Origin of the sequence: Pseudomonas sp. AFG_SD02_1510_Pfu_092 (assembly GCF_003331055.1) — a bacterium.
Lineage (GTDB): Bacteria > Pseudomonadota > Gammaproteobacteria > Pseudomonadales > Pseudomonadaceae > Aquipseudomonas.
In genome coordinates, this window is record NZ_PUQD01000017.1 from 19,848 (window position 1) to 46,425 (window position 26,578).

Consider the following 26,578-nt stretch of genomic DNA (forward strand, 5'->3'; position numbering starts at 1 on the left):
CCCACACGCTCACCGACAGCCTCGTCGGTTCAACAACTACAAAAGGCGGATCAGCATGGCCGGACTGGACAAGCGCGTTGCAACCTATGAACAGGCCCTCGAAGGCCTGACCGACAACATGACGGTACTGGCGGGCGGTTTCGGCCTGTGCGGCATCCCGGAAAACCTCATCAATGAAATCAGGCGGCGTGGCGTCAAGGGCCTGACCGTGGTCTCCAACAACTGCGGCGTCGATGGCTTTGGCCTTGGCGTGCTGCTGGAAGACCGGCAGATCCGCAAGATGGTCGCCTCCTACGTGGGCGAGAACGCCGAGTTCGAACGCCAACTGCTGAGCGGCGAACTGGAGGTCGAACTGACCCCGCAGGGCACCCTCGCCGAGAAGATGCGCGCCGGCGGTGCCGGCATCCCTGCCTTCTATACCGCTACCGGCTACGGCACCCCGGTGGCCGAGGGCAAGGAAGTGCGCGAATTCAACGGCCGCAAGTACATCCTCGAAGCGTCCATCACCGGCGACTTCGCCATCGTCAAGGGCTGGAAGGCCGACCACTACGGTAACGTGGTGTACCGCAACACCGCGCAAAACTTCAACCCGCTGGCGGCCACCGCCGGCAAGATCACCGTGGTCGAAGTGGAAGAGATCGTCGAGCCCGGCGTGCTGCTGCCCAGCGAAATCCATACCCCGGGCATCTACGTGGACCGGGTCATCGTCGGCACCTTCGAAAAGCGCATCGAAAAGCGCACCGTCAAGGCCTGAGCGCCATCCACCAGAACAACAAAGAGACCCTGACCATGGCACTGACCCGCGAACAGATGGCGCAACGCGTCGCCCGTGAACTGAAGGACGGCTACTACGTCAACCTGGGCATCGGCATTCCGACCCTGGTGGCCAACTACGTACCCGCCGACATGGATGTGATGCTGCAATCGGAAAACGGCCTGCTCGGCATGGGTGAATTCCCCACCGAAAGCACGATCGACGCCGACATGATCAACGCTGGCAAACAGACCGTCACCGCCCGCCGCGGTGCCTCGATCTTCGATTCGGCGCAGTCGTTCGCGATGATCCGTGGCGGCCATGTCGACCTGACCGTGCTCGGCGCTTTCGAGGTGGATGTGCACGGCAACATCGCCTCGTGGATGATCCCCGGCAAGCTGGTCAAGGGCATGGGCGGCGCCATGGACCTGGTGGCCGGCGCCGACAACATCATCGTCACCATGACCCATGCCTCGAAGGACGGCGAGTCCAAGCTGCTGGCGCAGTGCAGCCTGCCGCTGACCGGTGCCGGCTGCATCCGCAAGGTGCTGACCGACCTGGCCTACCTGGAAATCGAAGACGGCGCCTTCATCCTGCGCGAGACCGCGCCGGGGGTGAGCGTCGAGGAAATCATCGAGAAGACCGCCGGCAAGCTGATCGTGCCGGATGATGTGAAGGAGATGACCTTCTAAGGCACTACACGATCCTGCCCTGTGGGAGCGGGCGTGCCCGCGAATGCGTCGGTCAATTCACCGCAGCATTCGCGGGCGCGCCCGCTCCCACAGGGTTTTGTGTTGTCTGGCAATGCTGTTTCACCCCATAAAACCAATAAAAGGAATTGAACCGTGGCCGCTGAACTCCAAGACAGCCGCTCCGCCCGCTTTGCCTTGCGCTGCTCCAACTGGGCCGAACGCTGGTTCCCCGACTCCTGGGTCTTCGCTGCCCTGGCCGTGTTGCTGGTGTGCATCGGCGCCCTGGCCATGGGCGCCAGGCCGGTCGACACCGCCAAGGCTTTTGGCGATGGTTTCTGGAGCCTGATCCCGTTCACCATGCAGATGGCTTTCGTGGTCATCGGCGGCTATGTGGTGGCCAGTTCGCCACCCGCCGCGCGGCTGATCGACCGCCTGGCGCGCATCCCGGGCAATGGCCGTTCGGCGGTGTGCTGGGTCGCGCTGATCTCGATGCTGGCGTCGCTGCTGAACTGGGGCCTGTCGCTGGTGTTCGGCGGCCTGCTGGTGCGCGCCCTGGCTCGCCGCACCGAGCTGAAAATGGACTACCGCGCCGCCGGTGCCGCCGCCTATCTGGGCCTGGGCGCCGTGTGGGCCCTGGGCCTGTCGTCGTCGGCGGCGCAGCTGCAGGCCAACCCGGCCAGCCTGCCACCGTCGATTTTGTCGATCACCGGGGTGATCCCGTTCACCGAAACCATCTTTCTCTGGCAGTCCGGGGTGATGCTGGCGGCGCTGGTGGTGGTCTCGCTGGTCATCGCCTACGCCACTGCACCAGGCCCGAACAGCGCGCGCAGCGCCCAGGACTGCGGGGTCGACCCCAGCTTCAGCGCGCCACCACCGCCGCAGCGCACGCGCCCGGGTGAGTGGCTGGAGCACAGCCCGATCCTGATCCTGCTGCTGGTGGCCCTGGCCGCCGGCTGGTTGTACCAGGAGTTCGCCACCAAGCCGGCGATTACCGCCATTTCCGGGCTGAACACCTACAACCTGCTGTTCATCATGCTCGGTGCCTTGCTGCACTGGCGCCCGCGCAGTTTCCTCGATGCCGTGGCGCGTGCGGTGCCGACCACCACCGGTGTGCTGATCCAGTTCCCGCTGTATGGCTCGATCGCGGCCATCCTCACCCAGGTCAAAGGTGTCGACGAGCAGACCCTGGCCCACCACATCTCGCTGTTCTTCACCCAGATCGCCACCCATGACACCTATGCGCTGCTTATGGGGGTGTATTCGGCGGTACTGGGCTTCTTCATTCCGTCGGGCGGTGGCAAGTGGATCATCGAGGCGCCGTACGTGATGCTGGTGGCCAACGACCTGCAGTACCACCTGGGCTGGGCGGTGCAGATCTACAACGCTGCCGAAGCCTTGCCGAACCTGATCAACCCGTTCTACATGCTGCCGCTGCTGGGCGTGCTGGGGCTCAAGGCGCGCGACCTGATCGGCTTCTCGTTCGTGCAATTGCTGGTGCACGTGCCGTTGGTGCTGGTGCTGCTATGGGCATTGGGCACGACGTTGCAGTATGTGCCGCCGGTGATGCCGTAACGTCAGGGGGCCGCTGCGCGGCCCATCGCCGGCAAGCCGGCTGCCACACCGACCGCATTGGCTTCAAGCCTTGTGCAGTCGCTGTGGGAACCGGCTTGCTGGCGATGGGCTGCTGCACTATTTGCCCGTCGGTATTTTGACTGAGCCATTCATTGCCGATTGAATTTTATTATTGTGGCGGATCATTGACGCAACGTCATTGTACTCATAAGCTCATTTCAACAGCGAAACAACTTCCGAACAGCGCCAACAACTCGTTGAATTTCCTCTTTAAAGGAGGGCGTATGCGCTCGGCTCTGATTATCAAATCGATATTTTTGCTGGTGCTGTTAAGTGGTGCGGCGCGTGCGGCGGATAGCTATATAAATCAGAACACTATCATCCCTGTTTCAACGGCAGGCTGGCTCTTTGCATTCGCCGTGGTTGGCTTTGTGGCAGTCGCCAACCGAAAGAAGATCTGATTCGCTCAGCCCGTTTTTTTGTGGGTGGCGCATGGTCAGGGGCGTGGCTTGTCAATTTCGCAACCGTTGCTATATTGCCAGTAGCCAGTGAAGGTCCACGGTTGCAGGCTGCACAACGTCAAGGCAAGGCCTTCAGGAAATCGAGGCCAGCGCGGCAGGCAATTGCCGCGAAGCGGAGCGAGAGTTGGTGTGCTGTTCTCATTCGGTGCTCTTAGTCGGGCCTTCGGGCCGGAGGGACCCTCATGGTGCGTTCAATGTTTGCCTCGTTGTGCCTGCTGATGGTGTGCTCCGCTGGCGCCAGCGCCGACCCGCACAGTTCTGCTTACCTGCTCAGCCCCGGGGATGTGGTGATGGTTTCGGTGTGGCAGGAAGATAGCCTGCGCCAGGAAGCCACGGTACTTCCCGATGGCAGTATCACTTTCCCCCTGGCCGGGCGTATCGATGTCGCCGGGCTGGATGTAACGGCAGTTGAAAAACAAGTGGCTGCCAAACTGGAAAAGTTCCTCCCCGACCCGAACGTCAGCGTCGTCGTCAAGAGCATCGCTGGCAACATGGTCTATGTACAAGGCAAAGTGATCAAACCCGGGCCGGTACAAATGGCGGGCCCTACGGCGGTGCTGCAAGCGCTGAGCATGTCGGGCGGCCTGGACAAGTTCGCCGATGAAAGCGAAATCAAAGTGGTCCGCGGTACCGGCGCTTCCCAAAAAATCCTGCCCGTGCGATATAAAGACCTGGTGTCTGGCCGGGACATGTCGACCAACATCCAACTTCAGGCTGGCGATACGCTGGTCGTTCCTTGATCTTGCCTTTAATAAGAACATTTAATGCCTCTTCTTAGAACAACCAGCATTGCAACGGCGGCCATACTGTTGCCGTTTACCGAGCCGTTACTGGCCGCCAATTGGCAGTCTACGGTGGTGGTACCGACAACCGTCGAACATGACAGCAACCCGTTGCTGCTGTCGTCGGGGGAAAAGGGCATAACACGCACGATCATCGCGCCCGATTACACCCTGATCGGCACCTTCGACCGTGATGAACTGAGGTTGGGGCTGGGCATGGATGTATTGCGCTCGTCCGATACGGCGGTAGTCGATGACCGTGAGGACCCGGACGTGAGCCTGGGCTGGCAGCGTCAGACCGAACGCGGGCGGTTCGGCCTGCTGGCGCGCTACAACGAAAGCTCGACCCTGTCGGGGACGGTACTGGATACCGGCGTGGTCACCACCGATGGCACGCAGAAGCTGTATACGCTGACCGGCAACTGGAGCCAGGCGGTGACCGACCGCAGCACCTTGAGCAACGAAACCACGTACAACCGGGCCCGTTACGACATCAGCACGCTGACCGGTTACAACGAGCTGGGCAACGTGTTCACCTGGACCTATGCCTGGAGCGAGCGGGCGGATGTGTATAGCCGCTTTGGCGCCCGGCGCTATGAACCCGAGCAGGACCAGACGGCCACCGCTTCCAACAGCTACAGCCCGGCGGTCGGGGTCAAGTACCAGCTCTCCGAACGCCTCAGTGCCGATGCGCACGTGGGGGTCACCAAGGTTTCCGGTGACGAAGGCGGGCAACGCGGCGAGGGCGGGGTGGCACTGCTGTACACCGGCGTGCGCAGCGACGCCAGCTTTACTGCCGAACGCAGCACGGTGGCCAGCGCCGAAGGCGGCTTCGCCGAGCTGGACCAGGTGCGCGGTGTGTGGAGTTATGCGCTCAGCGAACTGACCCGGGTGGGCGCCGATGCCGCCTGGCAGGACAGCAAAGGGCAGACCCCTAACACCCTGCAGACTTACAGCGTGTGGGCCAGCCGCCAGTTTTCGCCGTACTGGGACCTGCGCCTGTCGTTGATGTACAAGGAGCGGCAGCAGGATCACGAAGCCGATGCGACCGCTACGATCGTGGGTTTGACGTTGACGTACAGGTACCCCGACATCTGAACTTCAGGCAGGTGGCCCCATGAAGTCCGATTATGAGCTCTCCCTCAGAGATTACATCGCCATTATCAAGGACCGGGCCCTGTTACTGGGGGGAAGCATCGTAGTCATCCTCGCCGCGACCGTTGCGGTGGCCGTGATGGTGCCGCCGATCTACCAGTCGACCGGCACCATTCTGGTGGAGTCGCAGCAGATTTCGCCGGAACTGGTATCGACCAATACCACCAGCTTCGCCGATGAGCGCATCGAGGTGATTCGTCAGCGGGTCATGACCCGCGACAACCTGCTGCGCATCATCGACAAGTACAACCTGTTCGCCGACAAGCGTTTCAGCGAAAGCGACCGCATCGAGCACATGCGCAGTGCTGTCGTGGTCGAGACGCTCACCACCTACGTGCGCGGGCGCGGCGAGGCGACCGTGGCGTTCAATGTGTCCTTCGAGCACAAGCAGGCGGAAGTGGCCAAGGAAGTCGCCGACGAACTGGTGACGCTGTTCCTCAACGAGAACCTCAAGCAGCGCACCGAGCGGGCCAACGAAACCACCGAGTTCCTCACCCAGGAGGCGAACAAGCTGGGCGCCGAGCTGGCCAGCCTGGAAAACCAGCTGGCGGATTTCAAGCAGGCCCACGCCAATGCCTTGCCCGAGCACCAGACCCTGCGCATGAACATGCTGTCCCGCTCGGAGCTGGAGTTCCGCGAGGTGGACCGCGATTACAAGGCGGCCCAGGAAGAACTGCGTTACCTGGAGCTGGAACTGTCCGCAGCCAATGCCGGGCTGGCCACCAAGGTCGGCGAAGGCCCCAGGGCAGCGAATGCCGAGCAGCCCCAGGACCTGCCCAGCCTGAAGGCCGAGTACGCCCGGCTGTTGAGCCGATACAAGGAAGCCCACCCTGATGTGGTGGCGGTCAAGCGCAGGATCCAGGCGCTCGAAGCCAGTGGCAATCGCACGGCGGTGGCTTCAACGGCCGGCCTCGACGCTGCCCGCGTGCGCGCCAAGATGAGTGCCGCGCAGGTGCGCATCGCTTCGCTGGCCGAGCAGAAGCGCGAGTTGACCCGCAAGATGGAAGGCTACGAAGCCGAGATCCTCGAGGCGCCGCAGGTCGAGCGCGGCCTGGTGACCTTGATGCGCGATCACGACAATGCGCGCAAGAAGTACGAGGAAATCCGCGCCAAAGAAATGGGCGCGAAGATTACCGAGAGCCTGGAGCAGGAGAACAAGGCCGAGCGCTTCGTGTTGCTTGAGCCGCCGCTGCTGCCGGAAAAGCCGATCAAGCCCAACCGCAAGAAAATCGCTGCCCTGGGCCTGGTGCTGGCACCGGCCGGTGGCGGTGCGCTGGTGATGCTGCTGGAAATGCTCGACCAGCGTATTCGCGGCGTCGGCGCGCTGGAAAACCTGCTGGGCAAACGGGTGCTGGTGGCGCTGCCCTACATCGATACCAAGGCCGATGTAGCCAGGCGCAAGCGTTGGCGCAACGGGCTGTTGCTGGCAGCGCTGGCGCTGGTGGCCATGATGGTGGTGCTGGTGCACCTGTTCTACATGCCACTGGATGTGCTGTTGGTCAAAGTCATGTCTCGGTTTGCATAAAGGAAAGCAGTGATGGACAGGCCAAATCAGGCGGTTGGCAACAATCTTCACCCGGTTACGCCGGGCACGCCCCAGGTATTGTCACCTGCTCCGGGTACGGCGCTGGCGGAGGTGCCTGGCCAGTTCGACTATGTGAACACCAAGGTGGTGCCGCTGCGTGCGGAGCATCTGGAACGCCACCGCATCGTGGCGTACAACAAGAACTCCAGCATGAACGGGCCGATCGACCTGTTGCGCACGCAGGTGCTGCGGATCATGGACGAGAACGGCTGGCGTACCTTGGCCATTACTTCGCCCACCCCTGAAGCGGGCAAGACGGTGCTGTCGATCAATCTGGCGATGAGCATTGCCCACCACACCACCAAGACTGCGTTGCTGGTGGATTTCGACCTGCGTCGGCCGAAGGTCGGCAGCACCTTGGGCCTGCCGATGGAGCAGGCGTTGAACGAGTTCCTGACGGACCAGGCGGAATTGCAGGACTGCCTGGTCAACCCGACCTTGCCACGCTTCGTGGTGCTGCCGACCCGGGTGCCGGTGCCGCTGTCTACCGAGATGCTGTCCTCGCCCAAGGTGAACGACCTGATCAGCGAACTGCGCAACCGCTACGAGTCGCGCATCTGCATCTTCGACCTGCCGCCGCTGCTGAGTTCTGACGATGCAATCACCGTGATACCGAAGTTCGATTGTGTGCTGCTGGTGGTGGCCAACGGTATGAACAACAAGAAAGAGATCGAAGATTGCCTGCATCATCTGGCCAGGGTGAACCTGGTGGGGACCGTGTTGAACAAGGCCGATGAGCAGCCGCGCACCTATTACTAGGGGCTGTCGCAGCGTGAGCCCAAGGCCTGCGCCGTTCCCTGTGGGAGCGGGCAAGCCCGCGAAGCTGGCGACGCGGTAGATGGCACCGGCTGCGCCGGTGTTCGCGGCCACGGCCGCTCCCACAAGTACAGCGTGAGCCTCAGGCCTGCACCGCCCCCCATGTGGGAGCGGGCAAGCCCGCGAAGCTGGCGACGCGGTGGATGGCACCGGCTGCGCCGGTGTTCGCGGCCACGGCCGCTCCCACAAGTACAGCGTGAGCCTCAGGCCTGCGCCGTTCTCTGTGGGAGCGGGTTCACCCGCGAAGCAGGCAACGCGGTGGATGGCACCGGCTGCGCCGGTGTTCGCGGCTAAAGCCGCTCCCACAGGTACACAGCGTGAACCTCGGCCCCAGGCGCTCAGCTGTAGCGCGCCACCCACGGATACTGCAGCTCCCATTGCCAGGCATGCTGCACGATCTGCTCCAGCGCGGCGAACTCCGGTCGCCAACCCAGTACCCGCATGGCCTTGCCGGCATCGGCCACCAACCGCGGCGGGTCGCCGGGGCGGCGGGGGGCGTCGAGGGTGTGGATCGGCCGACCCGTCACCGCCCGGGCCGTATCCACCACCTGCTGCACCGAAAAGCCCAAGCCATTGCCCAGGTTGAACGCAGTTCGCTCACCACCGTCCAGCAGGTACGCCACCGCCAGCGCATGCGCCGCTGCCAGGTCGGCTACATGCACGTAGTCGCGTATGCAGGTGCCATCCGCAGTGTCGTAGTCGCGGCCAAATACCGTCACCGCCTCGCGCCGGCCCGAAGCGGCCTGCAGAATCAGCGGGATCAGGTGGGTTTCCGGGTCATGGCGCTCCCCCAGGCGGCCTGCCGGGTCAGCGCCCGCCGCATTGAAGTAACGCAGGCACACCGACTTCAGGCCATAGGCCCGGTCGAAATCCTCGAGAATCTGCTCGACCATCCACTTGCTCAGCCCATACGGGTTGATCGGCCCCTTGACATGCGCTTCGTCGATCGGCACGTACTGCGGGTTGCCGTAAACCGCCGCGCTGGAAGAAAACACCAAGTACCGGATACCAGCATTGACCATGGCCTGGAGCAGGGTGAGGGTGGCCGCCACGTTGTTCTGGTAGTACTTGCCCGGCACGCTGACCGATTCGCCCACCTGAATGAACGAGGCAAAGTGGAACACGGCATCGAAGCGGCACACCGCGAACAACACATCCAGGGCCGGTTCGTCGGCGATATCCAGCTTGGCCCACTGCACAGCGGGGCCGGGCGATACCAGGTCGGCCACCACCACTTCGTGGCCCGCATCGAGCAGGTGCCTGACCATGTGCGAGCCTATGTAGCCTGCGCCACCGACAACCAGAAACTTCATCCATGCCTCCCGGACTCTGCTGTTGTTCAGCCGCGCGTTTACGCTACAGGGCTGCTGTGAGGGTAGATGGCCATATGCCCTATTTCAAGAACAGCCAGTTGGACATGGCGTTGCCGTCGAAGGTGATGCGGTAGCGCCCGTCTTGGTAAGCCGCTGGCAACGCTTTCAACTGCGCCTGCGCATCGCGGGCGAACAGTTTCAGGCCGGCGGGGGCCTCGATGGTCAAGGTGCCAACAAGCGGTTCGACGTTGAACGGCGTCTTGTCATCAGCCTTGGGCACGGCACGGGTGCCCAGCGACACCAGCAGTTGCCGCGCCTGGCCCAGGGGTTTGCCGTCCAGGCTTTGCACCACCACGCTGGCGTACGGCGTGCGTGCCTGCACCTGAATGGCGCCCAGGCTGATCGCGCGCCCGCCCAGCCAACCGGTGGCGGCCTGGGTCAGCGGCGTGTCGATGGTATAGATGCCTTGTTGCCAGTCGCGCTTGAGCTCACCGGTGTCACTGGTCGCTTGCGTAGCGTCGGCGGGCAGCAGGGATTGCGCCGGGTCCTGCAGTACCTGCGCATCGGCAGGGATGGCGGCGGGCTGCAGCCAGGGCAGTTCCGGCGTCTGCGGCAGGGCGATTTGCAGCTGGCCCTTTTCCATGGCTGTGCGCAGCAGCAGCGAGTTGCGCGGGCTGATCTCCTGGTTGTACAGGGTGGCGGGGGTTGGCGCGAACACGTAACGGGTCGTGGCCGGCTTCACATCGGCACGCCGGTACAGCAGGGCGGCAGCGGGGAGGGTGGCGAGCATCGCCGGGTCGTTGTAAGCGTGCCAGTTATCCGCCGTGCGCCAACCCGGGTTGAATGCTTGCTGGCTGTAGGCGTACTGCAGCATGGCGTCCCAGCCCTGGTGGCTGGCGGTGCCGGCGATATACAGCGGTAGCGAGTGGCGGTCGGGCAGCGGGAAGGGCTCGGCGTTCCACTCGGTGACGGTCAGCGGCTTGCCGACCACCTGGGCGGCGGCGAGCCAGTCGATCATGCCGTCGCTGGTCAGCGGGTTCTTTTCCAGCTGGCCATTGGCGCCATAGCTGTGCGCGTCGATGACATCACCGGCAGTCAGCGCCGGCAGCGCACTCAAGCCATTGCCGCCCCAGGTGCTGGTGGTGGCGACAGGCACCTTCACCCCAAGGCCGCGCAAGTGCGCGATCATGTCGGCATTGAAGCGCTGCTCCAGATCATTCAGGAACAATTTCGACGGGCCATGCTCCCAGGCCCGCCAGGTCAGGTCGCCAGGCAGGCCATGCTGGCGGGCGAACGCTTTCGCTGCGTCCATGTAGCGCTGGCTGTGGCGAGGCACGTTCTTGTCTGGCAGCAGGGCGTTGCCGTAATGCTGGGTGAGGTCGTTCTCATTGGTGATCAGCACTGCAGCGATGGCCGGGTCGTCCTTGTAGGCCAGCCCGGTGTATTCGTTGACATGGCTCAGGTACTGCCCGGCGAAGCGCTGCATGGCCTGCTGGATGCTGCGGTTCACATAGGCGTAACCCTTCAGGTCGACGTGGTTGTCGCCCTTGGCCAGCTCTTCGAAGTCGTCGATCCTGTCGTTGGCCAGCAGCGCCCGCTGCACGTGCACGTCTAGCCAGATATAGATGCCTTCGTCCTTGAGGGCCTTGATCCACAGGTCGAGCTTGCGCAGCGATTCGCCACTCAGCTGCTGGGTGTCGCGCACCAGGGTGCCGTCGCCAAACACGTTCGGGCTGACCCAGGGCGAGTCGTGATGGTGCAGGCGCACGAGGTTGAAGCCCAATGCTGACAAGCGCTTGGCCTGTTGGCGGATTTCTTCGTCGGGGCTTTTGAACAAGGCATAGGCAGACATATTGGTGCCCCAGAAGCGTACCGGGGTGCCGTCCTCGAACATCAGCTGCTCGCCGACTGCCTTGACGAAACCACGCTTGCCGGCGGGCTTTTCCTCGGCGTTGAGGAACGACAGGTCCACCGGCGAGGTGCGCCAGTCCAGTTGGTCATCGGGCCAGCTGGCGGGGTCGGCCAGGCCGAAGCGTTCGCTGGGCGTGGGCCCGAGCTCGATGTCGCCGGTGATGTTCAACAGCGCCTTGATCTGCTGCCGGCCGGCGCTGATCGGGTCGTCGTAGAAAAAGGCACGCAGCTCGGACGGGTTGCCGCGCTCGAAATACACCTTGGCCAGCGGCGGGTCGAAGCGCATTTCGATGCGCCGGCCCTGCGCCGCGCTGCCCCACGACCAGCCGCGCTGGCCGGGCAGCAACTGCGGGGCGCCCATGCCCCCGGCGATTTGCGCCGGGTCGAACTGGAATACCATGCCGCCGCCCATCACCCCGGCCTGGCGGCTATGGGCGCTGAGGTCGAAGGCCCAGCTCAAGGTTTGCGCCTGTGCCTTGCGGATATCCGCCGCCAGGTCGAAATCCAGTGCCTGGTTCTTGCCTTGCAGCGTGTAGTGGTAGGGGCCATTGACCTTGAAGTCGGTGTGGAACGCGGTCCAGCTCCAGTTCGCCGCCCAGAAGTCGAACTTGGCTTGCATCACCGGCCCGCCACCACGGGTCACCGTGGGCAGGCCGTTGCGCTCATCGACACTGACCTGCCACTCGGAGCCCCAGCCGGCCACTGGCAGCCAGGCCAGGCCGGCGATGGCCGCAACGTATACCCGCTGACGCAGCACGTTCATGGACATTACCTGGGTTGGAGGCCGGGTTCGGCCAGTGGCATTTCCTCGCTGGCGTGCAGCCGGCGCACCATCTGCGTGTAGGCCACGCCAAGGCCGGCAATCGACCAGTACACCACCGGGATGAAGGAAATGCTGCTGACCGTGAAGATGATCACCAGAATGCCGGCCAGCGTCGCCAGCAGTACCCGGCCCAGCTGTCGTCGTTCGTCGTCCTTGTCGGCAATGCTGCGCATGGCCTTGCGGATGCCCAGCAGCACCACGGCAAAGAACGCTACGAACAGGCCAAGGCCGACCAGCCCGACCCGCAGCGCCAGGTTGATGTAGGTGTTGACGATGTCGATGATGCCTTCGCCCTGGATCATCGCCTGCATTTCCGGGGTGTTGCGGAAGTCGAACGAGCCGAACAGCGGGTTGCGCTGGATGACGATCCAGGCGTTGTCCATCAGCCGCTCGCGGTAGGTGATGTTCTCTTTCTCGAGGGTGCCGATGAACGGCAGCAGGTCCAGCACCTTGTCGCCGCCAGGTACCACGGTCAGCAGGGGCAGGGCCAGCATGCCGGCTGCGGCCAGCAGGGTCAGGCGCCTGATCGCACCCTTGCCCAGGGCGATGAACACCACCACGATGACCATGGTGCCGATCCACGGGCCGCGCGACAGCGGGGCGAACAGCCCGGCGGCCAGCAGCAGGGCGCCCATGGCGCGATGCACGGGGCGGCGCACATAACCCTGGACGAACAGGAACAGGCCGATGGCCACGCTCATCACGTAGCCCAGCGCAATCGCCTGCCCGGTGGTGACGCTGGCGCGCAGCGAACCGCCACGGCTCAGGTAGCCGGACAGGTTCCACGGTACGCCCATGGCATCGACCAGCGCGCTGTACAGCAGCCAGTGGCGTACCGATTCGGCCACGCCGATCAGCGCCAGCAGGAAGCCGGCGAGGACGAAGGCCAGCAGCGTGTCCTTGAACTCGCTGATCTGGCGCAGGCCGCGGCTGGCCACGTAATACGGCAGGAACACATCGACATACAGGTACAGCGCCTGGCGCAGGGTGTCGGTCAGGGTGGTTTCGCGCAGGTACAGCACGCTCATCAGCAGCAGCCCGGCCGCCAGCAGCCGGTCCGGCCAGGTGCGACCGAAGCGCAGGGTGTCGGGCTGCCGGCGCAGGGCCAGCGCTGCCGGCAGCAGCACGCACAGGGTTAGCAGGCGGATATGGTTGAGGTCGACCAGGTAGTTGACCACGCCGAACCCAGGCACCTGCAGCGAAGCCGGCGGGATCAGGAACAGCAGCATGTAGAACAGCGCCATCGGGTTGTGCTCGCGGCGCCCGGCCAGGTACAGGATGACGGCACCCGCGCCCAGGTACAGCCAGAAGCTGTGCGAGGCGAAGGCCAGCAAAGTCAGCAGGAACCACAGGTTACGCCGGCGCTTGAAGTCGCCCGGCGCAATCAGGTCGGTGGCAGGCCGTCGCGCCAGCAGAAACACCACGCTCGCCAGAAACAGGATGACGATCAACGCACGGAAATGTTCAGGCATCGGCTATGTCCACTTTTCCCTCGGCGGGCAACGGCTAGCATCGTGGCTAATTGAAACTATAGTGACGTTTCAGCCAGTCAGTCAGAGATTGACGCCATGCCGTCGATTGATGTGTCAGCCACCGCAAGCCTGCGCAAGCGGGCCCTGATGGCCGGGTCGTGGAACCTGGTTTCGCAGGTGGCGTCACAGGTGATGCGTCTTGGCGGCAACCTGATCATGGCCCGCTTGCTGCTGCCGGAAATGTTCGGGGTGATGGTCATCGCCACCACCGTTTCGGTACTCCTGCACCTGCTGTCCGATGTCGGCTTGCGCCAGAACATCATCCAGAGCCATCGGGGTGACGACCCGCACTTTCTCAACACCGCCTGGACCGTGCAGATCATCCGCGGCTTCGTGCTGTTTGCCCTGACCTTGCTGCTGGCGGTAGGGGCCTGGTTCGCCCAGCGCGCCGAGCTGTGGCCGGCGGACTCCACCTATGCCGCGCCGGTGTTGCCGTGGGTGCTGGCGGCGACCGGCCTGTCGGCGGTGATCTGGGGGTTCCAGTCCACCAAGATAGATGTGGCCGTACGAACTTTCCAACAGAAGCGCGTGGTACTGGTCGACCTGGCCTCGCAAGTGGTCGGCCTGGTGGTGATGCTGGTGCTGGGCTACCTGACCCACTCGGTCTGGGCGCTGGTGATCGCCGGCCTGGTCTCGGCGCTGGCCTGGACCGTGCTGGGCCACACTGCCCTGGAGGGGCCCGGCAACCGCCTGCAGTGGGACCGCAGCGCGCTCACCGAGCTGATCGTGTTCGGCCGCTGGATCCTGCTGTCGTCGATGGTCGGTGTGCTGGCCATGTACGGTGACCGCATCTGGTTCGGCGCCAGCATGAGCGCGGCGCAACTGGGGGTGTATTCGATAGCCGTGCTGATTCTTGGTGCCGTGCAGACCGCGCTGATGAAAATTATCGGCGCAGTGGCGCTGCCGGCGTTCAGCGAAGCGGCCCGGGCCGATGACAAGGCGCGGCTGAAGGCGCTGTACTACCGCTTTCGCCTGCTGGTAGACCTGCTGGTGCTGTTCATCTGTGGCGGTTTCCTGACCGCCAGCCCGCTGCTGATCGGCTGGATGTATGACGACCGCTACCGGGCAGCCGGGCCGATGCTGGCGATTCTTTCGCTGTCGTTCCTCACATTGCGCTATACCTTGGCTCATCAGGTATGGATTGCCCTGGGCCTGACCAAGTACCAGGCCATGGATAACATCATCCGCCTGGTCTCGCTGTGGGGCGGGTTGCCGCTGCTGTTGGCGATCGGCGGTGTCGACTGGGCGATCTGGGGGGTTGCCCTGCATACCGTGCCAACCCTGGTGCTGATCGTGTACGTGAATTGCAAGCTGGATATGTTCAGCCTCAAACGAGAGCTGATGGTGCTTCCGATGCTGCTGGTCGGGGCACTTTGCGGGGCGCTGCTGACAGCCTTGTGTAACTGGCTGTGAGGCGGCTTGCCGGTTGAGACCTACCCGAGTAAAGGTCACGGAATCATGGGGAAGCTTACGTTTTGCACTGCGCAATTGGGGCGTAGGGGGTTTGTTCAGAGCTGTGTCTTGCTGGGGGTCGGGAGGGCATTGTTCGGTGCTGCGACGGGCAACGCCAGCGACCGGGGCGAGCGACCCGGGTTCGTGGTGATCAACGGCTGGGTGTTGCCGTCGCGTTACTTCCGGAACCCGCAAGCATGATCCTCGATTACCAGCAGCAGAATACCCTGCGTCAGCACTATGACGTGTGCATCATTGGCGCCGGCCCGGCAGGCATCACGCTGGGGCTGCGGCTGGCTGCCGCCGGCTGGAGCGTACTCGTCGCAGAGGGCGGCGGGCGCGAGTATTCGGCGCTTTCGCAAGCGCTGTACGCTTGCCAGTCCAGCGGCCTGGAGCTGTACCCGCAGGAAGCCCGCCTGCGTTACCTGGGCGGCACCTCCAACCACTGGGCCGGCCGTTGCCGGCCGTTCAGCGCCTCGGACTTCGCCATTGCGCCGCCTGGCAACTTGCCGGGCTGGCCGATTCCCTATGCCGAAATCGCCCGCTACCTGCCGGCAGCGATGGCGATCGTCGACCTGCCGCCCGGGGCGGACTTCCAGGCGCTCAACAGCGGCCTGGACGGCGGCGAATTCGAGCCCGACCGCTTTCTGCTCAGCCCGCCAACCCGCTTCGCGCAAAAGTACGCCACCGCCCTCGAGCAAACCCCAGGCCTTGACCTGTTCATCCACTGCAACTGCGTGGACCTGGAGTTCGACCCGGCCTCCGGCCGGCTCGCCGCCGTGGTCCTCAGCGACTACCAGCGCAACCGCCAGCGCCTACTGGCGAGCAACTTCGTCCTGGCCACCGGCGCCATAGAGAATGCCCGGCAACTGCTCAATAGCCAATCGCTGCTGAGCGCGGGCATCGTCAGCCGGGACGGGTTGGTCGGCGGCTGCTTGATGGAGCACCTGAACATCGACCTTGGCACGTTCATCCTCAAATCGGGGCTGGCCCCGGAACCGCGCGAGTACTACACCAGCGATGCTTTCGTCGACGAATACAAGGCCGGCAAAGGCAATGTCCGCGCCGCCTTGCTGGCCGATGTGCAGACCTACGGCCGTACCGCCGAGGTCAAGCATTTTCTGGAGAACCTGGCCTGCGACATGGGGGTCGCCAGCAAGATCGCCTTCGTCGCCAAGTTCAGCTGCCCCGGTGACGGTGTCATCAGCACCATGATCGAGCAGTTCCCCAACCTGCACAGCCGCATTTCGCTGCTGGACGAGCAGGACGCACTGGGCGTGGCCAAGGTCAATGTCAACTGGGCGCTGAGCGCTGATGACCGGCACACCATCAAGTGCATCGGCAGCGAACTGGCCAGGCAATGGGCCGACATGAACCTGGGTTTCGTCAAGCTCAACGACTTCGTCTACGACACCTCGATACCGCTGAAGCTGTCGCCACATGCCCACCACATGGGCACCACGCGCATGGCTTCCTCGGCACAATTCGGCGTTGTCGACAGCGACTGCAAAGTGTTCGGTACCGAAAACCTCTACATCGCCGGCAGCAGCATCTTTGCCACCGGCGGTGCGTCGAACCCGACCATGCCGCTGTTGCAGTTTGCGCTACGCCTGGCTGACCACCTCGATGCCAGGATGAACGCGGCCAGGGGTGCGCTTGGTTGATACAGGCTCCACACGGGTGCGCGCGCGACGGTCAGCAACCACGACAACGAGACCGGATGCGCCGCGGGGACAGTTCACAGGCGTGATCGGGAGGCGGGCAGCATGAGCGGATGGCTACGCAAGGCAGTGGCACGGTATGGCCATGCAACCGGGCGGATGGCGCAACGGCGCCAGTGCATCGTCGGGGACGGCAACCATGGCTAGCAGACCGGTGGACGTCATGGTGGTCAACTTCAACACCGCCGGGCTGTTGCAGCCGATGTTCGATGCGCTGCGCCGGGCCGACAGCGAGCGGCTGGCCAGCTACTTGGTGGTGGACAACGCCTCGGTCGATGATTCGCTGCAGCGCCTGGCCGAGGTGTGCCCGCAAGCGTTGCTGCTGAGCAACCTGCAGAATGTGGGGTTCGGCCGGGCCAACAACCAGTTGCTGGCGCACCTGCAAGGCAGGTACGCCTTGCTGTTGAACACCGATGCCTTCGTCGCCAGCGATTCCCTGCAGAAAACCCTCGACTACATGGACGCCCACCCCGAGTGCGGCGTGCTGGGCGTGCGCCTGGAGGGCCGCGACGGCGCCCTGCAGCCCAGTTGCCGCTATTTCCCCACACCGCTCAACGTGTTCGTCGCACGCACCGGGCTGGGGCGCTTGTTCCCGGGCTTGAAGATGGTCGACGAGATGAACTGGGACCACGCATCGGTTCGTGAGTGCGACTGGCTGCCTGGCTGCTTCTACCTGGTGCGCCGCGAAGTGCTCGACCAGGTGGGCCTGTTCGACCCGCGCTACTTCCTTTATTACGAAGAAGTCGACCACTGCAAGCGGGTCAAGGCGGCGGGCTGGAAAGTGGTGTTCTACCCGCACACCACCGTGGTGCACATCGGCGGCGAGAGCTCGAAGTCGGTAGCCGAACTGGACGCCGCCAGCCGGCAAATCTCGTCGTACCAGATCGAAAGCGAGTTGCTGTACTTTCGCAAGCACCATGGGCTGGCGGGGCTTGCCTTGCACATGCTGCTGGTCACCCTGGGCGACCTGCTGCTGGCCGTCAAGGCGCTGTTGAAACGACGCGGCCGGGGCGCGCTACAGGCCTGCTGGCGGCACTGCCGGGTGACCTGGTCGCTGTTGTTCCAGACCCGGTACGCCAGCCAACCGACAAGGTAGGTGGAGCCATGTTCGAGAATATCCGTGCCGACCTGCGCGCCCATGGTGGCGACTGGGGCGCCCAAGGCTTCTGGGTACTGCTGGTGTACCGCTTCGGCCGCTGGCGCTATGGCGTGCGCCCGGCATTGCTGCGCAAGCTGTGTTCGCTTCTGTACAAGGTGCTGTTCAAGCTGGTGCAGATCATCACCGGGGTGGAGCTGCCGTGCGAAGCGCAGATTGGCCGCAATTTCGTCATCGACCATTTTGGCGGCATCGTCATCAGTGGCTACGCCCGCTTTGGCGATGACTGCCGCATCCGCAACGGCGTGGTGGTGGGCCTGAAGAACGTCAACGAGCCGATTGCCCCGGTGTTCGGCAACAACGTCGATATCGGCACCGGGGCCAAGGTGCTGGGCAGCATCCGCATTGGCAACGATGTGATCATCGGCGCCAACGCCGTGGTGCTGGTGGATGTGCCAGACAACTCGCTGGCAGTGGGGGTGCCGGCCACCGTCAAGCCACGGCCACCGGCCGCCACGGTGCCGGTCGAGTGAGCCGCATGGCGAGCGGGGTCGGGGTGGTGGTGATCGGCCGCAATGAAGGCGCGCGTCTGCAGCGCTGCCTGCACTCGCTGCTGCACACGGCGGACAGGGTCGTCTACGTCGATTCGGGCTCCACCGACGGCTCGCAACAGTTCGCGCGCAGCCTGGGGGTGGACGTGCTGGCGCTGGACATCAATACCCCGTTCACCGCCGCGCGCGCCCGCAATGAAGGCTTTGCCGCCTTGCAGCGGCTGTTGCCGTCGATGCGCCTGGTGCAGTTCGTCGATGGTGACTGCGAGGTGGCGGGCGGCTGGCTGGCCACGGCGCAGGCCTTTCTCGACGCGCATCCCGATGTTGCGGTGGTCTGTGGCCGCCGCCGCGAGCGCTTCCCCCAGCGCTCGGTGTACAACCTGCTGTGCGACCTGGAATGGGACACCCCCATCGGCGAGGCCAAGGCGTGCGGCGGCGATGCGCTGATGCGGGTGCAGGCCTTCGCAGCCGTCGGCGGCTTCCGCCCGGGGCTGATTGCCGGTGAAGAGCCTGAACTGTGCGTGCGCCTGCGCGCGCAAGGCTGGAAGGTCTGGCGCCTGGCGGCCGAAATGACCCTGCACGACGCCGCCATGACCCGTTTCAGCCAGTGGTGGCGGCGTAGCCTGCGGGCCGGCCATGCCTACGCCGAGGGCGCCTACCTGCACGGCCAGGCACCGGAACGGCACTGGCGCCGCGAGTCGCGCCGGGCCTGGCTGTGGGGCCTGGGCATCCCCTTGGCAACCGTGCTGGCGTGCCTGGCGGCGGGCGGCTGGGGCCTGTTGCTATTGCTGCTTTACCCGCTGCAGGCCGTGCGCCTGGCGCGCCGTGGCGGCAAGTCGGCGCGGGAGAACTGGCTTCAGGCGGTATTCCTGGTATTGGCCAAGTTCCCCGAGATGCTCGGCCAGTTGAAGTTCCTGCGCCAGCGCCTGACGGCCGGCAAATCGGCGTTGATCGAGTACAAATGAGCGAGGCGCGTGATGCTCGGCACGATCGTGAAAAGCGTGTTCACCTTGCAACCGGGCTATTCGTTGCGGGCGCTGAACAACAAACTCAGGTTGGCGCGGCAGATGGCCCGGCAATGGCCTGAACTGCAGGCCTGCATGCAGCGCCTGACGGCAGCGTTGGGTGAGGAACGGTTGCGCCGGCTGGGCGTGGACTGCATCGGTGTGGTGCACTGGCCCTATATCAGCAGCTGCTGGGAGGCACCGCAGCGCCTGGAGGTGCTGGCTTCGCACTTCGAGGTGGTCGCCGGGCAGTTTCCGGGGTTGCTGCTGCTGGGCCGCAACGACAGCCTGGCCTTGTGCGAGTTGCCCCAGTCCCCGGGCTGCCGGCTGGTGCTCGACCGGCCGATGTGGTTCAAGCGTGAAGGCGAACTGGTGCTGAACCTGTTCCAGGGCGACCTGCGCGTGGCGTCCCTGGCCTTCACCCTGTGCCGCAGCCAGGGCCAGCTGTGCCTGTTCATCGGCGCCGTGCAAGGCATTCACAAAGGTGTCGACAGCGAAACCTCGCTGGCCATCTACCGCGACCTGACCAAGCACTTCGAGGGCTTGCGCCCCCGCAGCCTGCTGCTCGAAGCGTTGAAGTGCCTGGCCAGGACGCTGGGCGTGGCGCAGCTGTATGCCGTGCGCGATGCCTGCCGCCACCACCGGCACCCGTACTTCGGCAGCGACAAAGGCCAGGACCTGGCGGCCGATTACGATCTGATCTGGCAGGAACACGGCGCCACCGCCTCTGGCCATGCGGACTTTTTTGCCCTGCCGCTGGCCCCGGCGCAACGGGCGCCACAGGACGTTGCGGCGAAGAAACGGGCGATGTACCGCCGCCGTCAGGTGTTGCTCGACGATGTTTTCCGGCGTTTGCAGGGTGCGTTGCCAGGCGGCGGTCATCGCGGCCAGTCTGAAACTTCACTACGCGGGTGTTGATCGGGGTGCTTATGCGCATTGCTTATCTGATAAACCAGTACCCGAAGGTCAGCCACAGTTTCATCCGCCGCGAAATCCTGGCGCTGGAGCGCCAGGGGCTCGAGGTGCAGCGTATCGCCCTGCGCGGCTGGGACGCCGAAGTGCACGACAGCGAGGACGCGAGCGAGCGGGACAAGACCCGCTATGTGCTGCGGCGCGGCATCAAGGGCTTGCTGGCACCGGCCTGGCAAGTATTGCGCGCGCACCCCGGGCGGTTCTGCCAGGCGTTGTGGCTGGCCCTGCGCCTGGGGTGGCGGGCCGACCGCGCCTGGCCCTACCACCTGGCCTACCTGGCCGAGGCCTGCCAGGTGCTGCAGTGGTTACGGGCGGGCGCGGCGCAGCACGTGCATGCCCATTTCGGTACCAATTCCACCGAGGTGGTGATGCTGGCCAACCTGCTGGGCGGGCCTGCCTACAGTTTTACCGTGCATGGCCCGGAGGAGTTCGACAAGCCGCAGTTCCTGCACCTGGGCGAGAAGGTCCGGCGTGCGGCTTTTGTCGCGGCGGTCAGCTCGTACGGGCGCAGCCAGTTGTTTCGCTGGGTCGCGCATGCGCACTGGGCCAAGGTCAAGGTGGTGCACTGCGGCCTGGAGCGTAGCTTCCATGACGTGCCGGCGGTCGCGGTGCCCGTGGCGCCGCGCCTGCTGTGTGTAGGCCGCTTGTGCGAACAGAAAGGCCAGTTGCTGTTGCTCGAGGCCGCACGGCTACTGGCCGGCCGCTCGATCGCCTTCGAGCTGGTGCTGGCCGGCGACGGAGAAATGCGCGAACAGATCGAGGCCCTGGTGGCCCGGTATGGCCTGCACCGGCAGGTGCGCATTACCGGCTGGGTCGGCAGCGCACAGGTGCGGGAGGAAATTCTCGCTGCCCGTGCGCTGGTGCTGCCCAGCTTTGCCGAGGGCCTGCCGGTGGTGATCATGGAGGCCATGGCCCTGCGCCGGCCAGTGCTCACCACCTACGTGGCAGGCATCCCCGAGCTGGTGCAGGCGGGCGAGAACGGCTGGTTATTCCCCGCCGGCGCCGTCGACGAGCTGGCGGCAGCGATGGCCGATTGCCTGGCGCAACCTGCACACGTGCTGCAGCGCATGGGCGAGGCGGCCCGGCAGCGGGTGCTGCAACGGCACGACATCGACAGCGAGGCAGCGCGGTTGGCCGGCTACTTCGAGGCATCCGCATGAACGGGGTGTTGGCGGGGTTGCTCGGCCTGCTGGCGCTCATCGTCCTGCCGCCGGTGTTGCTGCTGCTGGTGCAGGTACTGCTGGCGTGCCTGCCGACCCGGGCGCAGCCAATAGGCAAGGGCGCGCGTCCGCAGCTGGCGGTGCTGGTTCCGGCGCATGACGAGGCTTCGATGATTACTGCCACGCTGGCGAGTATCACCCCCCAGTTGCAGCCTGGCGACCGCTTGCTGGTGGTGGCGGACAATTGCACTGACCACACGGCGCAGCTGGCCCGCGAGGCCGGCGCCGAAGTGTTGGAGCGCGTCGATGCGCGGTTGCGCGGCAAGGGTTACGCCCTGGACTTCGGCGTGCGCCAGCTGGCCCTGCAGCCGCCGCAGGTGGTGATCGTGGTGGATGCCGATTGCCGGGTCGAAGCGGGGGCAATCGAGCGCCTGGCGCGTCGTTACGCTGAAGTGGCGCGCCCGGTGCAGGCGCTGTACCTGATGCATGCCCCGGCAGGTGCCGGGCTGAAAGTGCAGGTTGCCGCGTTCGCCTGGCAGGTCAAGAACCTGGTGCGCCCGCGTGGCTGGGCGCGCCTTGGCTTGCCTTGCCAATTGATGGGCTCGGGCATGGCGTTCGGCTGGCCTGACCTGGCCGCAGTGGACCTGGCCAATGGGCACCTGGTGGAAGATGTGAAGCTGGGCCTGGACCTGTGCCAGCAGGGCAAGCCGCCGGTGTTCTGCCCCGAGGCGGTGGTCAGCAGCCAGTTCCCTGCCAGCCAGCAAGGTCTGGCCAGCCAGCGCACCCGCTGGGAGCACGGCCACCTTGGGCTGATACTTAGCGATGCGCCCCGGCGTGCACTGGTCGCGATCACCCAGCGCAACGGCCGCTTGCTGGCCATGGCCCTGGACCTGCTGGTGCCGCCCCTGGCGTTACTGGTGCTGGCCCTGCTCGGGCTGAACCTGGTGGCCTGGCTTGCCTACCTGCTGTTCGATGTGGCGGCACCGGCGTGGCTCGCCCTGTTCGCGCTGGCAGTGCTGGGCCTTGCGGTGGTGCTGGCCTGGGCGCGCTTCTGTCGCGCGCTGATCCCGTTTTCGGTGCTGCTGTATGCGCCGTTCTACGCTGCAAGAAAAGTCCCCTTGTATCTGGGGTTTCTGCTCAGGCGCCAAGTGGAATGGGTGCGTTCGAAACGGGATGAAGACTGATGGCTGAATGGCAGAAACGTTGGCATACCCTGATCGACAAGCTCGAGCGGGTGGCCGATGACGCGGCGGCGCAGCGCCTGCTGGAGCGCCTGAGCGCCCCGCAAGGCGCAACCGTGCTGGGCTTCGTCAATGCCCATGCAATGAACCTGGTGGTGCGCGATGGCGCGTATTGCCAGGCATTGTCGGCGGCCGATGTGCTGCTGCGCGACGGCTCCGGCATGGCCATGCTGTATCGTCGCCTGGGCCTGCCGCCCGGGCTGAACATGAATGGCACCGACTTCATTCCCAGGCTCATGGCGGCCTACCGCGGGCGGCGAGTGGCATTCTGGGGTACTCGGCAACCGTATCTGGACCAGGCCGTGCAGCGCAGCGCAGCCTTGTACGGCCTGCTGCCGGTGTCGGTCCATGATGGCTTTGCCAGCGTCGAAACCTATCTGCAATTGGCCAGGCAACAGCAACCGGAGCTGATCGTGCTGGGCATGGGCATGCCGCGACAGGAAGCAGTGGCCGCCAGGCTGGCCGCCACTGGCGGGCCGTGCCTGATCGTGTGCGGCGGGGCGATCCTCGACTTTCTCGGCGGCAAGGTCAGCCGGGCGCCGCAGTGGCTGCGGCGTTTGGGCGGTGAATGGGTCTACCGCTTGTTGCGCGAGCCGAAGCGGTTGTTCATGCGTTATGTGCTGGGTAACCCGTTGTTCCTGCTGCGCACCCTGCTGTACCGGCGGGGCCAGGCGGCCAGGCGAACAGTATGAAGCGGTCAGAAAGGGCACCGGGGTGATTCGGGCGCGCTGATGGCGAGTGGCTGCTACAGTGAGATCAACGGCTCGGAAGCTGCTCGATCCTGTTTTACTGGTTTTGCCCCAGGTCTGTCCCGCGCGAACTGATGAGGTCTGAAATGGTTTTCGAGCCCAGAACCAGTCGTTCCTTGCTGCAGAGAAGAAGCAGCGTAAGCAACGCCATTCAGGCCGGGCTCGATGGCATCGCAGTCACCAGTATCGCCTGGTACCTGATCTACGATCAGTTCGGCTACATCACCTCCGATTACGTGATCATGCTGCTGTTGCTGGTCGGCGCCTTGGCCGTCATTTACGACCATTACGCGATCTACCGCACTAACGTCGGGCTCTCGATCAAGGCATTCCGCCTGTTCAAGGCCTGGTCGGCAACCTTCTGTTTCCTGGTGGTCATGGCTTTTCTGACCAAGCAGAGCGAAACCTATTCACGGCTGTTGGTCGTGCAGTTGTTCATCATTGGCTACATCGCCCAGCTGTTCCTGCACTTTGCCGTGCGTGAACTGCAAAAGCGCTTCACGGCCCATGCGCGCCTGGACAATGCGCTGATCATCGGTGCCGGTGACCTGGCCAACTTCCTGTATCAGAAAATCAGTAACAACCCCTGGTTTGGTGAGCGGGTGCTCGGCTGCGTGCTGATCGACAGGCTCGACGAGACCGGTTGCGAAAGTGGCGAAGGCAAGCAGCGCCTGCCGGTGCTCGGGCATGTCGCCGAGCTGGACGACATCGTCGCCCGGCACGGTATTCGCACGGTGTACCTGGTGACCCCGCTGGGCGGCTCCGAGGTCATCAACGATGTGTATTTCAAGCTGCTGGACAAGTGCATTGCGGTGAATTGGGTGCCGGACATCTTCTCGTTGCGCCTGATCAACCACAGCGTGCGGGAAATCGCCGGGATTCCCGTGCTGACCTTGTCGGAAACCCCGCTGACCGGCATGAGCCTGTTCCTCAAGAACCTCGAAGACCGGGTGCTGGCCGCGCTGATCCTGCTGTTTGCCTCGCCGGTATTGCTGGCCATTGCCCTGGCGATCAAGCTCGATAGCCGCGGCCCGGTGTTCTTTCGCCAGGAGCGCACCGGCTGGACCGGTGAGGCGTTCCGTATCTGGAAGTTCAGGAGCATGCATGTCCACCAGCCTGAGCAGGGTGTGCTCAGGCAGGCGCAGAAGAACGACCCGCGGCTGACCCGGGTGGGTGCCTTTATCCGCCGCACCAGCCTGGATGAACTGCCGCAGCTGTTCAATGTGCTGACCGGGGAAATGTCGCTGGTCGGGCCACGGCCGCATGCCTTGCAGCATGACACGCTGTATTCGCAGGACATCGTCGATTACTTTGCCCGGCACAACATCAAACCGGGCATGACCGGCCTTGCCCAAGTGCGCGGGTTCAGGGGCGAGACCCGGGATATCGAGCAGATGATCCAGCGGGTGGATTCGGATATCGAATACATCAACAACTGGTCGCTGTGGCTGGACTTCGTGATTCTGCTGCGCACGCTGAATGCGTTTACCGGCAAGCAGGCTTATTGAGCCACATGGTCAACGCCAAGGGCGCAGCCACTGCCATGCACCGCGCCGCCTGCTTCGCGGGTGAACCCGCTCCCACAGGGGCTCGCGCAGGCCTTGGGCTCACACTGACCTGTGGGAGCGGCTTTAGCCGCGAACACCGGCGCAGCCGGTGCCATCCACCGCGTGCCTGCTTCGCGGGCTTGCCCGCTCCCACAGGGGCCCGCGCAGGCCTCGGGCTCACGCTGTACCTGTGGGAGCGGCTTTAGCCGCGAACACCGGCGCAGCCGGTGCCATGCACCGCGTCGTCTGCTTCGCGGGCTTGCCCGCTCCCACAGATACCGCGCAGGCCTTGGATTCACGCTGTACCTGTGGGAGCGGCTTTAGCCGCGAACACCGGCGCAGCCGGTGCCATGCACCGCGTCGTCCGCTTCGCGGGTGAACCCGCTCCCACAGGGATCCACGCAGACCTCGGGCTGACGCTGTGCCTGTGGGAGCGGCTTTAGCCGCGAACACCGGCGCAGCCGGTGCCATCCACCGCGTCGTCTGCTTCGCGGGCTTGCCCGCTCCCACAGGGACCCGCGCAAACCTCGGGCTGACGCTGTGCCTGTGGGAGCGGCTTTAGCCGCGAACACCGGCGCAGCCGGTGCCATCCACCGCAGCGGCTGGCTCAGTCCTTGTTCAGCGGGTGCAGCTCCCTGAACCCGCGCGCTTCCTCCACCAGCCAGTCATGCACCGCCCGCGCCCCCGGCTGGTTCAAGCCGCCCGGCGGATAATGCACTACGTAGCGCTTGTGATTGGCGATCGGCACCCCGAACGGCACGATCAGCGCACCGCGCTCCAGTTCGTCGTTGAGCAGCGTGCGCCGGGCAATCGCCACGCCAATGCCGGCAATCGCCGCCTCGATGGTCAGGTGGTTGCGGTTGAAGGTGTGCCCGCGTCGTACATCCAGCCCGGCGGCGCCAATGCCTTCCAGGTAGAACTCCCATTCGGCATATTCCGAGCTGCCGCGCCAGGCGGTGATGTCATGCAGCAGCGGGTAGTGCGCCAGGTCCGCCGGCCCGTGCAGCGGCGGGCGCCCGCGCAGCAGCGCAGGGGAACACACCGGGAAGATCTGCTCGTCCAGCAGCGGCGTCGACAGCATACCGGGGTAGCTGCCGTCGTTGAGGTCGATGGCCAGGTCGAAATCGCCCGGCGTCAACGCCTGGGCGCTGTCTTCGGCGACCAGGCGCAACTCGATGTCCGGGTAGCGCTGTTGAAAACGCGGCAGGCGCGGAGTGAGCCATTTGGCCAGGAACGAGGGGATCGAACGCAGGCGCAAGGTGCCGCGAATTTCGCCAGCGTCCAGGCGCAGCAGCTCGGCTTCGATGCTGCCGTAGGCGTCGGCCACGGTCTGCGCCAGGCGTTGCCCTTCGGCGCTCAGCTCCACACCACGGGCCCGGCGCAGGAACAGCCGGTAGCCCAGGCGCTCTTCCAGCTGGCGCATCTGCTGGCTGACCGCGCCCGGGGTGATGTGCAGTTCATCGGCACAGCGGGTGAAGGACAGGTGCCGCGCCGCACAGGCGAACACATGGAGCCAGACGAACACCTGACCACTGAGTTGACGTCGCATCGTTTAGTACCACTAAAGGCTTGCTTAGGAAGTTTCGTTGGTCATCCATGAGCCAGCGCGGCAGTATCGCGCAAAATCGC

General features: G+C 64.6%; 22 protein-coding genes. 18 read left to right on the top strand and 4 right to left on the bottom strand.

Annotated elements, in window-relative coordinates; all coding sequences use genetic code 11:
• Positions 1–55: 55 nt before the first annotated feature.
• The 8 genes from C6A77_RS10185 to C6A77_RS10215 all read left to right on the top strand — a co-directional run bounded on the left by C6A77_RS10185 (position 56) and on the right by C6A77_RS10215 (position 7,820).
• Complete coding sequence (locus C6A77_RS10185; RefSeq protein ID WP_114169351.1) at positions 56–754, top strand: CoA transferase subunit A; 699 nt, start codon at positions 56–58, stop codon at positions 752–754.
• A gap of 35 nt (positions 755–789) precedes the next feature.
• A complete protein-coding gene (locus C6A77_RS10190; RefSeq protein WP_114169352.1) occupies positions 790–1,446 on the top strand; it encodes a CoA transferase subunit B in 657 nt (218 codons plus the stop codon).
• 153 nt (positions 1,447–1,599) lie between these two features.
• Positions 1,600–3,018 (top strand): TIGR00366 family protein, encoded by a 1,419-nt coding sequence (locus tag C6A77_RS10195; protein ID WP_114169353.1) that lies wholly within the window; start codon positions 1,600–1,602, stop codon positions 3,016–3,018.
• Between the two features lie 284 nt (positions 3,019–3,302).
• Positions 3,303–3,479: a hypothetical protein gene (locus tag C6A77_RS25705; protein ID WP_164497666.1), complete on the top strand. Its 177-nt coding sequence runs from the start codon at positions 3,303–3,305 to the stop codon at positions 3,477–3,479.
• A 242-nt stretch (positions 3,480–3,721) separates the two neighbouring features.
• Positions 3,722–4,279, top strand: coding sequence for a polysaccharide biosynthesis/export family protein (locus C6A77_RS10200; RefSeq protein ID WP_114169354.1), 558 nt, complete (start codon positions 3,722–3,724; stop codon positions 4,277–4,279).
• Positions 4,280–4,303: 24 nt separating this feature from the next.
• Entirely contained in the window at positions 4,304–5,419 is a 1,116-nt protein-coding gene (locus C6A77_RS10205) for a hypothetical protein (protein ID WP_114169355.1), read from the top strand.
• Between the two features lie 19 nt (positions 5,420–5,438).
• Positions 5,439–7,001, top strand: coding sequence for a Wzz/FepE/Etk N-terminal domain-containing protein (locus C6A77_RS10210; RefSeq protein ID WP_114169356.1), 1,563 nt, complete (start codon positions 5,439–5,441; stop codon positions 6,999–7,001).
• Between the two features lie 12 nt (positions 7,002–7,013).
• The gene (locus C6A77_RS10215) at positions 7,014–7,820 is read left to right on the top strand and encodes a CpsD/CapB family tyrosine-protein kinase (protein ID WP_114169357.1); all 807 of its coding nucleotides are present in this window, start codon (positions 7,014–7,016) and stop codon (positions 7,818–7,820) included.
• Positions 7,821–8,215: 395 nt separating this feature from the next.
• On the opposite strand, the gene galE is transcribed toward C6A77_RS10215, so the two are convergent.
• The 3 genes from galE to C6A77_RS10235 form a co-directional block, all read right to left on the bottom strand.
• Positions 8,216–9,190, bottom strand: coding sequence for a UDP-glucose 4-epimerase GalE (galE, locus tag C6A77_RS10225; protein ID WP_114169358.1), 975 nt, complete (start codon positions 9,188–9,190; stop codon positions 8,216–8,218).
• Between the two features lie 79 nt (positions 9,191–9,269).
• Positions 9,270–11,870 carry a cellulase family glycosylhydrolase gene (locus C6A77_RS10230; protein ID WP_114169359.1) on the bottom strand — a complete coding sequence of 867 codons (2,601 nt, stop codon included), beginning with the start codon at positions 11,868–11,870 and terminating at the stop codon, positions 9,270–9,272.
• Complete coding sequence (locus C6A77_RS10235) at positions 11,870–13,396, bottom strand: O-antigen ligase family protein (RefSeq protein ID WP_114169360.1); 1,527 nt, start codon at positions 13,394–13,396, stop codon at positions 11,870–11,872. The genes C6A77_RS10230 and C6A77_RS10235 overlap by 1 nt, the downstream gene beginning before the upstream one ends.
• A 96-nt stretch (positions 13,397–13,492) precedes the next feature.
• Here C6A77_RS10235 and C6A77_RS10240 point away from each other — a divergent pair, with 96 nt between their 5' ends.
• The 10 genes from C6A77_RS10240 to C6A77_RS10290 all read left to right on the top strand — a co-directional run bounded on the left by C6A77_RS10240 (position 13,493) and on the right by C6A77_RS10290 (position 24,910).
• Entirely contained in the window at positions 13,493–14,869 is a 1,377-nt protein-coding gene (locus C6A77_RS10240; protein WP_114169361.1) for an oligosaccharide flippase family protein, read from the top strand.
• Positions 14,870–15,105: 236 nt separating this feature from the next.
• On the top strand, positions 15,106–16,572 hold the full coding sequence (locus tag C6A77_RS10250; RefSeq protein ID WP_114169363.1) for a GMC family oxidoreductase: 1,467 nt from the start codon (positions 15,106–15,108) through the stop codon (positions 16,570–16,572).
• Between the two features lie 196 nt (positions 16,573–16,768).
• A complete protein-coding gene (locus tag C6A77_RS10255; RefSeq protein WP_114169399.1) occupies positions 16,769–17,725 on the top strand; it encodes a glycosyltransferase family 2 protein in 957 nt (318 codons plus the stop codon).
• Positions 17,726–17,733: 8 nt separating this feature from the next.
• Complete coding sequence (locus C6A77_RS10260) at positions 17,734–18,258, top strand: serine acetyltransferase (protein WP_114169364.1); 525 nt, start codon at positions 17,734–17,736, stop codon at positions 18,256–18,258.
• 5 nt (positions 18,259–18,263) lie between these two features.
• Positions 18,264–19,241 carry a glycosyltransferase gene (locus C6A77_RS10265; protein WP_114169400.1) on the top strand — a complete coding sequence of 326 codons (978 nt, stop codon included), beginning with the start codon at positions 18,264–18,266 and terminating at the stop codon, positions 19,239–19,241.
• A gap of 9 nt (positions 19,242–19,250) precedes the next feature.
• The gene (locus tag C6A77_RS10270) at positions 19,251–20,198 is read left to right on the top strand and encodes a DUF535 family protein (RefSeq protein ID WP_114169365.1); all 948 of its coding nucleotides are present in this window, start codon (positions 19,251–19,253) and stop codon (positions 20,196–20,198) included.
• Positions 20,199–20,209: 11 nt separating this feature from the next.
• Positions 20,210–21,412, top strand: a complete 1,203-nt coding sequence (locus C6A77_RS10275) for a glycosyltransferase family 4 protein (protein WP_114169366.1) — start codon at positions 20,210–20,212, stop codon at positions 21,410–21,412.
• Positions 21,409–22,596 carry a glycosyltransferase family 2 protein gene (locus C6A77_RS10280; protein ID WP_114169367.1) on the top strand — a complete coding sequence of 396 codons (1,188 nt, stop codon included), beginning with the start codon at positions 21,409–21,411 and terminating at the stop codon, positions 22,594–22,596. The genes C6A77_RS10275 and C6A77_RS10280 overlap by 4 nt, the downstream gene beginning before the upstream one ends.
• On the top strand, positions 22,596–23,345 hold the full coding sequence (locus C6A77_RS10285; protein WP_114169368.1) for a WecB/TagA/CpsF family glycosyltransferase: 750 nt from the start codon (positions 22,596–22,598) through the stop codon (positions 23,343–23,345). Before C6A77_RS10280 ends, C6A77_RS10285 begins: the two co-directional genes overlap by 1 nt.
• Positions 23,346–23,488: 143 nt before the next feature.
• A complete protein-coding gene (locus C6A77_RS10290) occupies positions 23,489–24,910 on the top strand; it encodes an undecaprenyl-phosphate glucose phosphotransferase (protein ID WP_114169369.1) in 1,422 nt (473 codons plus the stop codon).
• Positions 24,911–25,556: 646 nt separating this feature from the next.
• On the opposite strand, the gene C6A77_RS10300 is transcribed toward C6A77_RS10290, so the two are convergent.
• Positions 25,557–26,498 carry a LysR substrate-binding domain-containing protein gene (locus C6A77_RS10300; RefSeq protein WP_114169371.1) on the bottom strand — a complete coding sequence of 314 codons (942 nt, stop codon included), beginning with the start codon at positions 26,496–26,498 and terminating at the stop codon, positions 25,557–25,559.
• Between the last annotated feature and the right edge of the window lie 80 nt (positions 26,499–26,578).